The sequence below is a fragment of the Mucilaginibacter sp. SMC90 genome (genome assembly GCF_022811725.1).
Classification (GTDB): Bacteria; Bacteroidota; Bacteroidia; order Sphingobacteriales; family Sphingobacteriaceae; genus Mucilaginibacter.
The window spans coordinates 2,509,768-2,523,575 of sequence record NZ_CP094527.1; the positions used below are offsets into that span (position 1 = coordinate 2,509,768).

Below are 13,808 nucleotides of genomic sequence, written 5' to 3' on the forward strand. Positions count from 1 at the left end.
TTTTATTTTGGTTTTAGTACACTAAGCTAAAAATGGATTTTGCCGCTGTTTTGCTCTGAAGTACTGAGTGGACCCAGAATGCCTCAAAAAATTAGAATCGCTTAGAGGGGCTAAAAATGGCTTGCAGGGGCAATGGTATTTTACCCCTACTGTGGTGCTGATAAGAGAAAAATGCGGATGAGTTTAAGCTTATGTGCGACTATTGGATGGCCGACAATGACATGGTTTTTATAAACTACAGATGTTAAGTGCGGGTACGGAAAAGCGAAATTTAGGCCCTGTTTTTACGCCTGGTAATTTGCTTTTGGGCAACAGGGTATAAGAAGATCGTAGACAAAATAAGGAGCGCGCCACCCCAAAATCCCAGCGTCATTTTGTTCATATCGCCAAAAAAAATAAACGACATAATGATGCCATATACCGGCTCAAGGTTGGTGATGAGCGCAACCCTGAAGGCCGAAAGCTCGCGCATTACGGATACGCCTGCAACATAAGCAAGCGATGTACACACGGTGCCAAGCAGCACCAGGTAGCCGATATCTGCAGGCTTCAGCAGCATAGCCCGGGTATAGCCGGAGGTGATAAAAAGGTATATCGAGATCCAAACGAAGGCTCCGGAAAGCTCATAAAATGCAATAACAGGAGCCTGTATTTTTTGAACCTGGCGTGAATTAATGATAGAGAAAAGACTGGCGCAAACGGCGCTTACGAGCCCGGCTATGATACCCTTAGTGTATCTTCCTTCAAATTTAAAAATTAAAACGATGCCTGAGATAATTAAAAGGCCGGCCAGTATTTCAAGTTTTGAAATACTTTTTTTATTGATGATCGGCTCAAAAATGGCGGTGAAAAGTGTGATGGAAGAGAGGCAAACCAGGGTAACTGCAACGGTTGAAAGTTTAATAGCAGCGAAGAAAAGGATCCAATGGCCACCCACGATTGCGCCCGTGCACACCAATTTGATCAGCGTTTTGGTGTCGACCTTAAAATCGGTTTTGTTGAATTTGAAATACAAAAACAGCGATAAAAAGGCAATAAATACCCTATACCACACCAATTGTACGGCAGAAATGGTGATCAGAGCGCCTAAAATTCCGGTAAATCCCCACACAAAAACCGTAAAATGGAGGATAATTAGGTTCTTATTTAAGGTAGAAGGGGTGTTTTGTGCCATTATTTTGGAGCTTTTAAAAGCAGGTAGTAACCTAAAATGCCGAAAATGATGTTAGGAATGAACACCGCTATCAATGGGGTCATACCTCCTTTTACCGAAAATACCAGGGCAAACCGCTCTAATATAATATAAGCGAAGCATAATAAAATGCCTATTCCCAATGGCAGGCCAACGCCGCCGCGCACTTTTCTTGACGATATTGAAACGCCGATAAGCGTAAGTACAAACGCCGATAAAGGGTACACAAAGCGGTGATATTTTTCAAAATAAATAGCTTTCAGATACTCAGGCCTGCGTAGTTTTTCTTTGTCGATATTCTTGTTCAGATCGCTTAATGACATAGCCTGATACACGTTATCATAAACAATAAAATCGCTCGGGTGCATATCCAAAACAGTGTCTTTAGGGGCGTCACTTTTAATAAATTGCTCCTTCATCCCCCTGATATATTTAACGCTGTAGTTCTTGAGCGACCATATTCTTTTTACAGAATCGTACTGGATGGTGTTGGCAATTAGTTTCTCGCGCAAGGTATCTCCGTTAAATTTTTCCATTATAAAATTATAACCGAGGTGTGTTGTAGGATCGTAATTGGCGAGATAAACAAACGTGTGTTTGTCAATCTGCATATGTACCTCCACTTTGGTAGGGTCATTATCCATCATGCCATTCGCGTTTTCAAAGTCGATTTTGAGCCTGTTTGTATACGGAATGAGATATACATTTGCAAAAAACGATACCACAAATATGATAGACGATGCAATTACATACGGCCTTAAAAAGCGATTAAAGCTTACTCTTCCGCTCAGGATCGGCACAATTTCTGTTTGGTTTGCCATCTTGGCCGTGAAGAAAATTACCGCCAAAAAATTGATCAGTGGCGATAGCATATTAAGATAAAATGGAATAAAACCGGCGTAATATCTAAACACAATATCATGGAAACTTGCGTGTTTATTCAGGAAGTTATCCAGCTTTTCCGACACATCAAATACTACAGATATCACCGTGAAAATACCCATAGTGAAGATAAAAGTACCCAGGTATTTTCCAATAATAAACCTGTCGATGATCTTTAAATGTTTATGAAAAAAAGCTTTCATCTGAAGGTTATTTGATTGTTATTACTCATGTTTTTCATGGAATTTTTTTTGAGTTCCTGATGCTTTTATAAACGCTGACCAAGGCGTTTTACCATCATGTTCTTCCAATCGTAAAACTCGCCTGCAATGATTTTTTTTCGCGCTTCTTTAACCAGCCAAAGGTAAAAATGCAGGTTGTGCAGTGTGGCTATCTGAGCACCAAGCATCTCGCCCGAGTGGATCAAATGACGCAAATAGGCCTTGCTGTAATCCCTGTCGGCAAACAGGTCGCTGTCATCTTCAATAGCCGAAAAGTCATTTTTCCACTTTTCGTTTTTGATATTGATGATACCGTTTTTTGTGAAAAGCATACCATTGCGCGCGTTGCGGGTTGGCATAACGCAATCAAACATATCAATACCGAGGGCTATATTTTCCAGGATATTTACAGGCGTGCCTACACCCATTAAATAGCGCGGTTTTTGTTGTGGTAATATATTGCAAACAATCTCGGTCATGGCATACATTTCTTCGGCTGGTTCGCCTACCGAAAGACCGCCTATCGCATTGCCTTCACGCTCATAAGAAGCGATTACCTCGGCCGAACGTACACGCAGATCTTTATATACAGAGCCTTGTACAATTGGAAAAAGCGTTTGGCTGTAACCGTATTTTGGCTGGGTGCTGTCAAACCTGTCACAGCAGCGTTTCAACCAGCGATGGGTCATTTCTATCGACCTTTTTGCGTAGTTATAATCGCATGGGTAGGGGGTACACTCGTCAAATGCCATGATAATATCAGCGCCGATTATGCGCTGGATATCCATTACGTTTTCGGGCGTAAAGAGGTGTTTTGATCCGTCGATATGCGAGCGGAAAGTAACACCTTCCTCTTTAATTTTACGTACTTCGGTTAATGAATACACCTGGTAGCCGCCGCTATCGGTTAAGATTGGCCCGTCCCAGCCATTAAATTTATGCAGGCCACCGGCACTTTCAAGGGTATTTAAGCCCGGACGAAGATAAAGATGATAGGTATTACCCAATATGATCTGGGCCGAAATATCCTGTTTAAGCTCATGCTGGTGCACTGCTTTTACAGTGCCGGCGGTGCCTACAGGCATAAAAATAGGTGTTTGTATAGTACCGTGGTCGGTAGTGATCTCGCCGGCGCGGGCCTTTGAAAGCGGGTCTTGTGCTGTTAAGTTAAATTTCATTTTAGGGTTGCAAAATTAGCAAAAAAAAGCCTCATACCCGCTCTTTCAAAGCCTGAGGTAGTATAAATGCTATTTATAAACGTGCTGAATATTAAAACCATGTTAATTAAATAGCTTTTATTTTAAAGGAATTAAATAAGCGTATGTTAAACTTCAAATTAACGCGGATATTGGCGGTTAATTTCATTGATTTTTAACAAATTTGCCTCATTATTCTTTTTGTTTGGAAACGTACTTACACGACGCGCTTTTTATTCTTTTTCAGCTTTGTTTTATAGTTCAGCTGTATTATTTGGTAAGCAGGCATACCCGCCTTGCGGGATATAAACCCGCCGAAGGGCCGCCGCCTCAGGTTATGATCCCTGTTTCGGTAATTATAAGCGCCCGTAACGAGGCCCGTAATTTGCAAGATAATTTACCCGCTATACTTGAACAAAAGTACCCCGATTTTGAGGTAGTTGTCATCAACGATTGCTCATACGATACGTCTGACGAGGTGCTTGAGCTCCTTCAAAAACAGTATCCGCGTCTTAAGGTTGTTACTATTACAGAACATGACCGCTTTAAAACCGGGAAAAAATTTGCCCTAACGCTGGGAATCAAAGCCGCAAAAAACGAGTATCTTTTATTTACCGATGCAGATTGTAAGCCGGCTTCCGAAAACTGGATCAGCCGTATGGCTGCCAATTTTACCAGCGGTGTGCAAATAGTTTTAGGTTATTCCCCATATTATAAAGCAGGTGGCTTTATCAATACTTTTACCAGGTTTGAGACGATAAAAACGGCTACTAATTACCTTTCGAGCGCGTTAACGGGCGATCCCTATATGGGTATTGGCCGTAACCTGGCCTATACAAAAACGCTGTTTTTTAGTGCAAAAGGCTTTGCTTCGCATATGCATGTAATATCGGGCGATGACGACCTGTTTGTTAATCAGCACGCCACTCCTGATAATACAGTGGTTGAACTAAATCCCGAATCGTTTATGTTTACTGAAGCTAAAACCACATTTAAATCATGGTTTAAGCAAAAAAAACGACACATGGGGGTAGGCAAACTGTATAAAAACCAGCACAGGCGTATGCTTAGTTTTGATGCAGTTAGTGGATTCATATTCTATATTTTGTTGATATTATTCCTTATTTTGCGATATGAGCCTTTACTGGCATTAGGTTTGTGCACTTTTCGATTGATATTACAATCGGCCATTTATAATCGTATATTTAGAAAACTTAATGGTAAAGACCTTTTGTTGTATCTCCCCTTTTTTGACATATTATATTATATGTATTTAAACGTTTTTGGATTGATCGGTACCTTTTTAAAAACTACTCAATGGAAATAAACGCCAACTTTACCGAAAATGCAAAGAATGATTTTCACCTGGTAGTGAAAGCCAGGCAAGGAGATCAAAAAGCTTATGCTGATCTGATGCACCGTTATAAAGATTCGATTTATTTTATGGTGCTGAAGATGGTAAACAACAAAGAAGATGCAATGGACCTGACGGTAGAAACGTTTGCCAAGGCATTTGAGAAGCTTGAAAAATACCAGCCTGATTTTGCTTTCAGTACATGGCTTTTCAGGGTTGCGACTAATAATTGTATTGATTTTATTCGCAAAAAGAAACTAAGCACCATGTCTATCCATGGTATGATGGACGACGAAGGTGATGAAAAGCCGCTGCAAATTAAAGCTGATATCCTCAATCCCGAAGAAACTTCAATTAAAAAACAACAAACGCAGGAGCTGAAATTGCTGATTGAAAGCTTGCCAACACGCTACAGAAACCTCATTACTTTGCGTTATTTTGATGAGCTTTCGTACGAAGAAATAGCCCAGCAGCTCGACCTTCCGTTAGGGACTGTAAAGGCTCAGCTATTTAGGGCGAGGTACCTGCTTGGCAATATTATTAACCGTTTTAACAGGGATGACATCTGAAATAATTCTACAATATTTTCCTGATTTAAGTGCTGAACAACGCGAACAATTTGAAAAATTGCCTGCGTTATATGAACATTGGAACAGCCAGATCAATGTGATTTCGCGCAAGGATATTGATCTTTTATATGAACGCCATGTGCTTCATTCGCTTGGGATTGCTAAAGTTATGGCTTTTTTACCTGGCGAAAATGTACTTGACGTAGGTACAGGCGGAGGCTTTCCCGGCATTCCGCTGGCTATATTGTTCCCCGAAACCCAATTCCATTTGGTTGATTCCATCGGGAAAAAAATCAAAGTTGTAACTGAAGTTGCATCAGCTTTGGGCCTTAAAAATGTAAAGGCATCGCACTCAAGGGCCGAGCAAATTGCTGATAAATTTGACTTCGTAGTATCGCGTGCAGTTACCCAGTTAAAAGATTTTTATCCCTGGATAAAAGGTAAATTCAATAAACAATCGAACAATAAATTGCCTAATGGTATCCTGTATTTGAAGGGCGGCGATCTTGAGCAGGAGATCAAAGAATCGGGCTTAAAGGTTACGCAATATCACTTGAAAGATTATTTCAATGAGGAGTTTTTTGACACTAAACAGGTGATATATGTGAAGGGATAACTGCCCGTTTTCACTATCATTATCTGTAATAAACCCAGACTTACGAAGTTTTTAAAACTTCGTAAGTCTTTACCTGCTTATGCTGCTTTTAAGCAGAGCCTTGCCCGCAAATCTTCGCCTGGCAAAGTGGTATAACCCTTTTGTCAAAGCCAATATTTCTTTAATTCGCAATGTGTTTTTATATCAAATGATCGTGGTGCTGATTATCAGTGCGCGATGCTGCCCAGAAAACAAATCCCAGGAAAGCCGTGACGCCACCGGCAAAAATCGGAAGTTTGAAAGTCCATCCGCCTTTTAAGCCTGTAATAATAATTGAACTTCCGGAGCTATCCACAGCGTTGATAGTATGCTTATAAAAGAAGTTACCGGCAATGAGTACTACAATGCCTATAATTAATAAAATGATACCGAACTTTTTCATATTATAAAGTTTAAAAATGAACAAAATCAGGTTGCTGGTAAGGCTCAGGAAGTATAACTGGTATATGATAAACAAAGCGTATTTGGATAGGTTTGCCTTGTTTGATTAAAATTTTATTGGATATATTACTAAGTTACAAACTTTTGGATATTAAAGGAAATTATTTAATCATTTGTAAAAGAGGAGATTTGGGGAAGAGGCGACTGCTGAACGCAGAAAATTGCCGGGACGGTTTTAGGCCGATCGGCAATGAATTTAGGGGAGAAAGATAGAAGAATAGTTTATTCTACATATCCAACCACAACAACCTGACTTTTTTCATTGTCAATATTGTTAGCTATATATTTATCGTGCGAATCTATCAGCTTAAGAGCTACGGTAAGGGTATAATCGCCCTGGTTTAAGCCGTCGAGCTTTTCATCAAAATCACTTACGACCCTCGCTACTTCTTTATCTATTTGCGGGTCAACAGTTTTTAGTACTTTAACGCCGTTTATTTTTCCGTTGCTTAGCTTAAAACCCACAGTTACCTGGCCTGTAATACGGTTATTGCGTGCTGCAGCCGGGTACCTTACATGCTTGGCTATATATTTGTAAAGCGGTTCCATCGGATCTGCTGGGGGCGGCGGTGGGGGCACTTGCGCCGAAGCAGAAGGCTGCGCCGGGGCTACAGGGTTACCCACAGGTATAGCTTCCTGTACTTTTACCACTTTAGGGGCCTTTTTTGTTTTTTCCGGATTTGCAGGTGGTGGCGGAGGCGGAAGCTTTACATCAGTAACTTTTGGCTTTTTGCCAGGGGCAGGCGGTGCGGGTGGCGGAGGCGGAAGTTTTGGATAGATCATCATTTTAGGGAAGGTGTAGCCATATTTACTTTTCAGCGTAGCCAATTCTTCCGGTGTTGCTTTACTTTTGAAATATTCTTTTTGCTCGCCGTTTTTTTCGGTAATGATCACCCGGAAATCGGTTTTGTTGTTGATAAGGTACCCGGTTTCCTCATATTTATACCCTTTGGCAGTGGTAGACATTTTGTTGACCTGTGAGGTATCAACAATAGGATTAATGGGGGCGGCAGTTACAAAAGATGTGTTTTTGTGACCTGGCATCAGGTCAATAAATCCATAGCTTTTACTGAATACTAAGGTCGACGCGCAAAGCAGGCCGGCGCTTATGGGTACGGCCACGAGGTATTTTAGCCTGGCTAACTTCCCCGAACGTTTTTGGTTTAACATAATTATCCTCTTTTTTAATAAGTTATAATTGAAAAATGAATGCGCCAGAGCGGAACCGTTTAACCCATAAGCATTGCTTACCAAAAATGATGAATAGCTTAATGCGTCGCTTTCCTGCGCTGCCGTTTGCTCATCGGCTATATATTCGTGGATGGTTTTAAGGCTTATCTGCAGTAAATAAATCAGTGGATTAAACCAGTTTATGATCTTGATCAGCTCCAGGAAAACAATATCTGCCGAGTGTTTTTGACGGATATGTACCAGTTCGTGCCTGATAATAATAGTGTTTGCCTGTGTTTTTGTACCTATAAAAAGATAGTTAAAGAAGGAGAAAGCTGTATTTGAACCTTCGATGCTTATAAGTTTATACTTATCATCAACCAGAGTTTGGGTGGCTTTTGTAAGTTTTGCCAGTTGGTATAGTCGTACTAAAAGTACCGCCGTAAATACAATTGCGCCCAATATATAAGCATAAAGCAGCAGTTCCTGAAAGTTTAAAGCTGGTTGCGCAGCCAGTTTGTGATCAATAGCTTGCTCGCCGTTGCGCGGTATAATAAAAGCGGTAGTTGGCGATTCGAGTGCTTTTAGCCAGCCAATTTGTACCATCGGCAATACAAACGAAATTATGCAACTCAATAACAAGTATATACGGTTGAGCGTGTAGTGTGTTTCTTTATTTAAAAACAGGCAATACACCGCATAAAATATGCCGAGGTACAAATTTGCCTCCAGGAGGTAATGCAGCCAGTTCATTGTTTTTCGTTTTTAAGTTTATCAATTAATGATGTTAGCTCATCCAGTTCCTTTACGCTGATCTTCTTTTCGTCTACAATAAAAGATACCAGGCTTTGATACGAATTGCTGAAATAGTTATTCATCATCTTATCAAAAGTGAATTTTTTATAATCGGCATCACTGATAAGCGGGAAGTAAACGTGCGAGTTACCGTAGGCCTTATGATCAATAAAACCCTTGCCTTCTAATACCCTCACCACGGTTGATACCGTATTGTAAGCTGGTTTGGGCTCCGGCATTTCTTCAATAATATCTTTAACAATGGCTTCCTTTAACTGCCACAGGATCTGCATCACCTGCTCTTCGGCTTTGGTTAGTTCTTTAATATGCATGGCAAACTATTTTTATAGTTAGATAAAGGTAAAACTATTTTTATAGTTTGCAAACTATTTTTGTAGTTTTTAGGTGGATGTGCAGATTACAGATATGCAGACAACTAATTTATAGCGGCTGGATTGTGTTTTAAAGCTAAATGCGATTGTTCACTTTGTTTAAAATGACCACGAATAGCACTTAATACCGCTTGAAAATCGGCCGAATATTTATAATTTGCAGGGCTGTAATCTATAATCTGCATATCTAAACCCAATGTCATTACTTCATAAAGTAGCCCTATCTTTTGTTAAAAACCTCGGCCCGGTGGCGGCTAAATCCCTTATTGCATACCTTGGTAATGAAGAAGACGTATTTAAGGCATCTCCCGAAAAAATGATAAGGATACCGGGAATAGGAGAGAAGCGCGCTGTAAAATGGGATTTTGAAAATGCTTTAAGGCAGGCAGAAAAAGAATTGAAGTTTATAGAAGACAATGGGATAGATGTTGTTTTTTATACAGATGCCCGTTACCCTAAACGCCTAAAAAATTGCCATGATTCGCCCGTACTGCTTTATGCAAAGGGGAAAATGGATCTTAATCCACCCCACATAATTAGTATAGTAGGCACGCGTAATGCTACCGATTATGGCAAGCAATTATGTCATCAATTAGTAGAAGAATTACAACAGTATAATGTATTAATAGTAAGTGGCCTGGCGCACGGTATTGATGTTGCTGCTCATAAAGAGTGTATAAAAATAAACCTGCCAACTATTGGGGTGCTTGGTCATGGGCTTGATAGGCTTTATCCGGCTCAAAACCGTGCTACTGCCGATAAAATGCTTCAAAATGGTGGCCTGCTATCTGAGTATCCTTCCGGTACCAATCCCGACAGGGAAAATTTTCCGCAGCGCAACCGCATAGTTGCTGGTATTGCCGATGCAACGGTGGTGATTGAAGCCAGCATTAAGGGAGGGGCGCTCATCACAGCCGAAATAGCCAATTCCTATAACCGGGATGTGTTTGCTTTTCCGGGTAGGCTGGGCGATGAATTTTCTGAAGGATGTAACTTCCTGATCCGTAATAATAAAGCAAGCCTGCTTACCTGCCCTGCCGATCTGGCTTTCAGTTTAGGTTGGGAAAAGAAGGATATAAGTAAACCTGTTGAGCAGTTTATATTGCCGTTTGATCTGTCGGACGATGAGCGGCTGATCATGGAGATCTTGCGGCAAAACAGCACACCGGTTGCCATTGACGATCTCACATTGAGGGCTAATATGCCTATGAGCCAGCTGGCTATGAACCTGCTCAATATGGAAATGCAGGGTTATATCAGTTCATTGCCGGGGAAAACGTATCGGGTGAATTGATTCTTAGTCTGTAGTCTTTAGCACGTAGTCTTAAGTTGAAAGTCAATAATTCAAGATTATAAGCTCAGTTTTAAATCTTCGACTTAGAACTACAGACTTAACACTTTTGACTTAAAACTACCCTTTCGGTGAATCAAAATGCACCAGTTTTCCATCTTCTTCACTAATGGATTGCCAGGTATCATTTTCAAAAGAAATAACGGCCACCGCACAGGTTGGCATTTCCTTTAACTGACTGGTTAGGTAATACAAAATCTGGCTGATACCCGGATTGTGGCCCACCACGGCTATAAAATCATACTCGTTTGGAAGATCATTAATTACTTTAACCCAGGTGTTTTCGCTGGCTTCGTAAACTCTTTTATCCTCGCCGGGAGCCGGTAGCTTAAAGTGATTGGCAAAGATCTCGGCCGTAGTCTTAGTTCTGAGTGCCGGACTGGTTATTATAATTTCGGGAATTTGTAATTGTCCTTTTAAAAGGGTCGCCATTAAAACCGAATCCTGCATACCCGATTGTTTTAGAGGACGGTCAAAATCAATGTAGCCACTTTCATGGGTAGCTTTTGCGTGGCGAATTAGTAATAACTTTTTCATGATTTTAAGCGGGTTAGCGATCGGTTTATAATATTAAGGCGTTGTAAATATAACGTGAAACTTTTTTAATAGGTTTCAATAATACTAAATAAAAAAGGAGAAGCAACAGCTTCTCCTTTTTTTAAAGAGGATCTAAAGACCTCTTATTTCTTTGTTTGGTTAATTAAAATGCGTAACCTACTGAAATACCGAGAACACGGTTTGTTAGTTTAATACCATCAACGTTGGTGATATTGGTTAAACCCCAATCGTAGTTAGCATTTATAAGGAAACCGGTTTTGAATTTGAAGCCAACAATAGCATCTAAACCAGCGTCGGTTCTTTTGATCTCATCCTGGCCGCTGCCAAATTTAATGCTTTCTGAATTTCCGTTGTCATCTTTTGATTTACCGGAAACACCCATGCCAAGGTATGGGCCGGCACCAAAGTAAAAATCACCAACAACTGCAGGTACATGGTAAACAACATTTACGGGTACCTGCAAATAGTAAAGTTTTACTTTGCCGGATGCACTGGCTTCATCATCAATAGAAACGCTTGACGAACCACCTTTACCGGTAAAATTTAAAGCCGGCTGTAGTGATACGTTGCCAAATTTAAAATCGACAAAAGCGCCTACATTGAATGAGGTTAGGCTGCCGGAATTGCCGGAACCACTAAATCCATCGACTGTTGCATGTAAAGTAGCGAAGTTTACGCCTCCTTTAAAACCAACAGTTGGTAATTGAGCAAATGCTGCGAAAGATGCCATTAAAAGGCACAGGCTTAGTAAGGTTTTTTTCATCGTGTAAGGATTTTAAGTTAAGCTACAAAGTTATACAAATACACTTACTATAAAAGGTATCTGGTGTTTTTTGTAGAATATTAACAGTTGTGAGCTTGTAAGTATTACTTACGCAATGTTTTATGACAGCGATTAGCGGTTGGAAAAATTTACGATATCTGCCTCTGGCATATCGTTCATACACTTAAAGTGGCCAAGCGGACATTTTTCAAGCCCGAATTTTGAGCAGGGACGGCAGGATAATTCAATACCGGCAATCAGCGTTTCTTTTACTTTGTAAGGCCAAACACCCAGCAAGTCGGGCGTTGTGCCGCCCCAAACCGAGGCTATCGGTATATTGAATGCTTCGGCGATGTGGGTAAGGCCGGTATCAAAACCGATGAGACTTTGTGCTTTTGATACCAGGAAAACTGACTCATCAAGCGATGTTACTCCGCAGGCATTATAAACCGAAATGCCAACTGCCGCAGTTATTTCGTCGCCATTGGCCTTTACATCATTGCCGCCTAATAGCAAAACAGGTAAATTAAGTTGTTTACAAATGCTGATAATCTTGTAGTTAGGCATCCGCTTGGTAAAATGAGTAGCGCCTATTACAAAAGCAACATAGCCATTTTGGTGACTGGCGGGGAGCAATTTGGTTATATCGTGCTCGGCTTTGATATAATAGTCAATCGGGTTATCGTCATTAACAACGTCTAAAAACTTAACTGCTTTTAAATACCTGTCAACCAAATGCTCCTTACTTACCAGGTTACGTTTTAGCTTTAAACTTAACCATTTCAGGATAGGTTGCTTTTTGTAGGTTGATGCCTTAATGCCGGTGCGCAGCTTGATAATGCTTGTGCGTAGGTTATTATGAAGATCGATGATCTGATCGTACTTTTCGGCCTTAATCTCGCTGATGGTATCTGTTAAAGAAGGTTTTAGCAACAGCAGTTTATCAACGTATGGGTTATTATCGTAAATATATTTGAAGGCCGGTTTAGTTAAAAAATGAACTTCGGCATCGGGCACCTGCTTTTTGAGGCAGCGTACAACAGGTGTGGTATAAATTATATCACCCATTGAGCTAAAGCGGATCACCAGTATCTTCATGCGGTTATCAAGTTCAGGAAATCTGGTTCCTGATTTTTTCAATTATCGAGGTAGATGAATATCCTTCAACAAAATTAATGGTTTTAACTTCACCGCCGTTGGCTATCACCTCTTTAGCGCCTATAATGTTTTCAATCGCATAATCGGCACCTTTTACAAGGATATCCGGAAGGAGGGAGCTGATCAGGTTGAGCGGCGTATCTTCTTCAAAAACAACAATGGCATCTACAAAAAACAGTGCTGCCAGCAATGCGGCACGGCTGTTTTGATCATTCACGGGGCGGGTTGGCCCTTTGATCCGGCTTACCGAGCTATCAGCGTTAAGGCCAATTACCAGTTTGTCGCCAAGTTCGGCTGCTTTGGCCAGGTAGGTGAGATGCCCGATATGTAACAGGTCAAAAACACCGTTAGTGAACACAACCTTTTTACCTTCGGCCTGCCAGTTTTTGATCTGTGCCTGCAACGATGACAGATCAGTTATTTTACCAAGAAGCGTTTTTTCGAAGCCTGTTCTCATTTATTTTTTTCTGTGGAAACGCATCACATGCGTGTCTGTATCATTAGAAAAGACGCATGTGATGCGTCTCTACGGTGTAATTGTTAGTCAAAAAGATCATCAACTGCTGTACACAGGATATGCCCGATAAGGATATGCATTTCCTGGATGCGTGCGGTGATGTTTGATGGCACAATGATGTTCAGTTCGCAAAGCCCGTTCATCTTGCCACCATCCCTGCCTGAAAGGCCTAATGTTTTAACTTTTAGCTTTTTAGCCGACTCGAAGGCTGCCAAGATTCCCGGACTGTTGCCGCTTGTCGAAATGCCGATGAACAGATCGCCCGGTCTGGCAAATGCTTCCAGCTGACGCGAAAATACGTGCTCGTAGCCATAGTCATTAGCAATAGATGTAAGGGCCGAAGTATCAACCGTTAAGGCGATGCCCGGTAAAGGCTGACGGTCTTTTACGTAGCGCCCGGTAAGTTCGGCTGCAATATGCTGGGCATCAGCAGCACTACCGCCGTTTCCTGCCAGCAATACCTTGTTGCCGTTTTTTATGGTTGAAGTGATCATTTCACAGGCTGTTTCAATATCGCCGCCAAGCGTATCAATTACCTTTTGCAGGGTATCCTGGTGATCTTTAAGTTCGTTTAATATTTTTTGGTTCATTAGT

The 13,808-nt window shown here is 41.0% G+C and carries 15 protein-coding genes; 4 read left to right on the forward strand and 11 right to left on the reverse strand.

Annotated elements, in window-relative coordinates:
• Nucleotides 1–271 precede the first annotated feature (271 nt).
• From MTO98_RS10820 to tgt, 3 genes are all read right to left on the reverse strand, one after another.
• Nucleotides 272–1,174, reverse strand: coding sequence for a DMT family transporter (locus tag MTO98_RS10820; RefSeq protein ID WP_243486668.1), 903 nt, complete (start codon nucleotides 1,172–1,174; stop codon nucleotides 272–274).
• Complete coding sequence (locus MTO98_RS10825; RefSeq protein ID WP_243486669.1) at nucleotides 1,174–2,277, reverse strand: LptF/LptG family permease; 1,104 nt, start codon at nucleotides 2,275–2,277, stop codon at nucleotides 1,174–1,176. The genes MTO98_RS10820 and MTO98_RS10825 overlap by 1 nt, the downstream gene beginning before the upstream one ends.
• 65 nt (nucleotides 2,278–2,342) lie before the next feature.
• On the reverse strand, nucleotides 2,343–3,473 hold the full coding sequence (tgt, locus tag MTO98_RS10830; RefSeq protein WP_243486670.1) for a tRNA guanosine(34) transglycosylase Tgt: 1,131 nt from the start codon (nucleotides 3,471–3,473) through the stop codon (nucleotides 2,343–2,345).
• A gap of 223 nt (nucleotides 3,474–3,696) precedes the next feature.
• Between tgt and MTO98_RS10835 the strand changes: the two genes are divergently transcribed.
• Genes MTO98_RS10835 through rsmG form a run of 3 tightly spaced genes read left to right on the forward strand, consistent with a single transcriptional unit; the run spans nucleotide 3,697 to nucleotide 6,030 of the window.
• On the forward strand, nucleotides 3,697–4,818 hold the full coding sequence (locus tag MTO98_RS10835) for a glycosyltransferase (RefSeq protein WP_243486671.1): 1,122 nt from the start codon (nucleotides 3,697–3,699) through the stop codon (nucleotides 4,816–4,818).
• Nucleotides 4,809–5,414: an RNA polymerase sigma factor gene (locus MTO98_RS10840; RefSeq protein WP_091210688.1), complete on the forward strand. Its 606-nt coding sequence runs from the start codon at nucleotides 4,809–4,811 to the stop codon at nucleotides 5,412–5,414. Before MTO98_RS10835 ends, MTO98_RS10840 begins: the two co-directional genes overlap by 10 nt.
• A complete protein-coding gene (gene rsmG, locus MTO98_RS10845) occupies nucleotides 5,404–6,030 on the forward strand; it encodes a 16S rRNA (guanine(527)-N(7))-methyltransferase RsmG (RefSeq protein ID WP_243486672.1) in 627 nt (208 codons plus the stop codon). The genes MTO98_RS10840 and rsmG overlap by 11 nt, the downstream gene beginning before the upstream one ends.
• 178 nt (nucleotides 6,031–6,208) lie before the next feature.
• On the opposite strand, the gene MTO98_RS10850 is transcribed toward rsmG, so the two are convergent.
• The 3 genes from MTO98_RS10850 to MTO98_RS10860 form a co-directional block, all read right to left on the reverse strand.
• A complete protein-coding gene (locus MTO98_RS10850; protein WP_243486673.1) occupies nucleotides 6,209–6,451 on the reverse strand; it encodes a hypothetical protein in 243 nt (80 codons plus the stop codon).
• A gap of 281 nt (nucleotides 6,452–6,732) precedes the next feature.
• The gene (locus MTO98_RS10855) at nucleotides 6,733–8,433 is read right to left on the reverse strand and encodes a M56 family metallopeptidase (RefSeq protein WP_243486674.1); all 1,701 of its coding nucleotides are present in this window, start codon (nucleotides 8,431–8,433) and stop codon (nucleotides 6,733–6,735) included.
• Nucleotides 8,430–8,807, reverse strand: coding sequence for a BlaI/MecI/CopY family transcriptional regulator (locus MTO98_RS10860; protein ID WP_243486675.1), 378 nt, complete (start codon nucleotides 8,805–8,807; stop codon nucleotides 8,430–8,432). The genes MTO98_RS10855 and MTO98_RS10860 overlap by 4 nt, the downstream gene beginning before the upstream one ends.
• Nucleotides 8,808–9,063: 256 nt before the next feature.
• On the opposite strand from MTO98_RS10860, the gene dprA reads away from it, so the two are divergent.
• The gene (gene dprA / locus MTO98_RS10865) at nucleotides 9,064–10,161 is read left to right on the forward strand and encodes a DNA-processing protein DprA (RefSeq protein WP_243486676.1); all 1,098 of its coding nucleotides are present in this window, start codon (nucleotides 9,064–9,066) and stop codon (nucleotides 10,159–10,161) included.
• A 117-nt stretch (nucleotides 10,162–10,278) separates the two neighbouring features.
• On the opposite strand, the gene MTO98_RS10870 is transcribed toward dprA, so the two are convergent.
• The 5 genes from MTO98_RS10870 to MTO98_RS10890 form a co-directional block, all read right to left on the reverse strand.
• Nucleotides 10,279–10,755: a histidine phosphatase family protein gene (locus MTO98_RS10870; protein ID WP_243486677.1), complete on the reverse strand. Its 477-nt coding sequence runs from the start codon at nucleotides 10,753–10,755 to the stop codon at nucleotides 10,279–10,281.
• Nucleotides 10,756–10,918: 163 nt separating this feature from the next.
• A complete protein-coding gene (locus MTO98_RS10875; RefSeq protein WP_243486678.1) occupies nucleotides 10,919–11,539 on the reverse strand; it encodes a porin family protein in 621 nt (206 codons plus the stop codon).
• Between the two features lie 132 nt (nucleotides 11,540–11,671).
• A complete protein-coding gene (locus MTO98_RS10880) occupies nucleotides 11,672–12,679 on the reverse strand; it encodes a glycosyltransferase family 9 protein (RefSeq protein WP_243486679.1) in 1,008 nt (335 codons plus the stop codon).
• The gene (rfaE2, locus tag MTO98_RS10885; protein ID WP_243486680.1) at nucleotides 12,651–13,154 is read right to left on the reverse strand and encodes a D-glycero-beta-D-manno-heptose 1-phosphate adenylyltransferase; all 504 of its coding nucleotides are present in this window, start codon (nucleotides 13,152–13,154) and stop codon (nucleotides 12,651–12,653) included. Before rfaE2 ends, MTO98_RS10880 begins: the two co-directional genes overlap by 29 nt.
• 83 nt (nucleotides 13,155–13,237) lie before the next feature.
• Nucleotides 13,238–13,804 carry a D-sedoheptulose 7-phosphate isomerase gene (locus MTO98_RS10890; RefSeq protein ID WP_243486681.1) on the reverse strand — a complete coding sequence of 189 codons (567 nt, stop codon included), beginning with the start codon at nucleotides 13,802–13,804 and terminating at the stop codon, nucleotides 13,238–13,240.
• Nucleotides 13,805–13,808 lie beyond the last annotated feature (4 nt).

Coding starts and splice junctions, on each gene's coding strand:
- dprA (WP_243486676.1), top strand. CDS start 9,064: ATGTCATTACTTCATAAAGTAGCCCTATCTTTTGTTAAAAACCTCGGC.
- MTO98_RS10820 (WP_243486668.1), bottom strand. CDS start 1,174: ATGGCACAAAACACCCCTTCTACCTTAAATAAGAACCTAATTATCCTC.
- MTO98_RS10870 (WP_243486677.1), bottom strand. CDS start 10,755: ATGAAAAAGTTATTACTAATTCGCCACGCAAAAGCTACCCATGAAAGT.
- MTO98_RS10860 (WP_243486675.1), bottom strand. CDS start 8,807: ATGCATATTAAAGAACTAACCAAAGCCGAAGAGCAGGTGATGCAGATC.
- MTO98_RS10890 (WP_243486681.1), bottom strand. CDS start 13,804: ATGAACCAAAAAATATTAAACGAACTTAAAGATCACCAGGATACCCTG.
- MTO98_RS10855 (WP_243486674.1), bottom strand. CDS start 8,433: ATGAACTGGCTGCATTACCTCCTGGAGGCAAATTTGTACCTCGGCATA.
- tgt (WP_243486670.1), bottom strand. CDS start 3,473: ATGAAATTTAACTTAACAGCACAAGACCCGCTTTCAAAGGCCCGCGCC.
- rsmG (WP_243486672.1), top strand. CDS start 5,404: ATGACATCTGAAATAATTCTACAATATTTTCCTGATTTAAGTGCTGAA.
- MTO98_RS10825 (WP_243486669.1), bottom strand. CDS start 2,277: ATGAAAGCTTTTTTTCATAAACATTTAAAGATCATCGACAGGTTTATT.
- rfaE2 (WP_243486680.1), bottom strand. CDS start 13,154: ATGAGAACAGGCTTCGAAAAAACGCTTCTTGGTAAAATAACTGATCTG.
- MTO98_RS10850 (WP_243486673.1), bottom strand. CDS start 6,451: ATGAAAAAGTTCGGTATCATTTTATTAATTATAGGCATTGTAGTACTC.
- MTO98_RS10875 (WP_243486678.1), bottom strand. CDS start 11,539: ATGAAAAAAACCTTACTAAGCCTGTGCCTTTTAATGGCATCTTTCGCA.
- MTO98_RS10840 (WP_091210688.1), top strand. CDS start 4,809: ATGGAAATAAACGCCAACTTTACCGAAAATGCAAAGAATGATTTTCAC.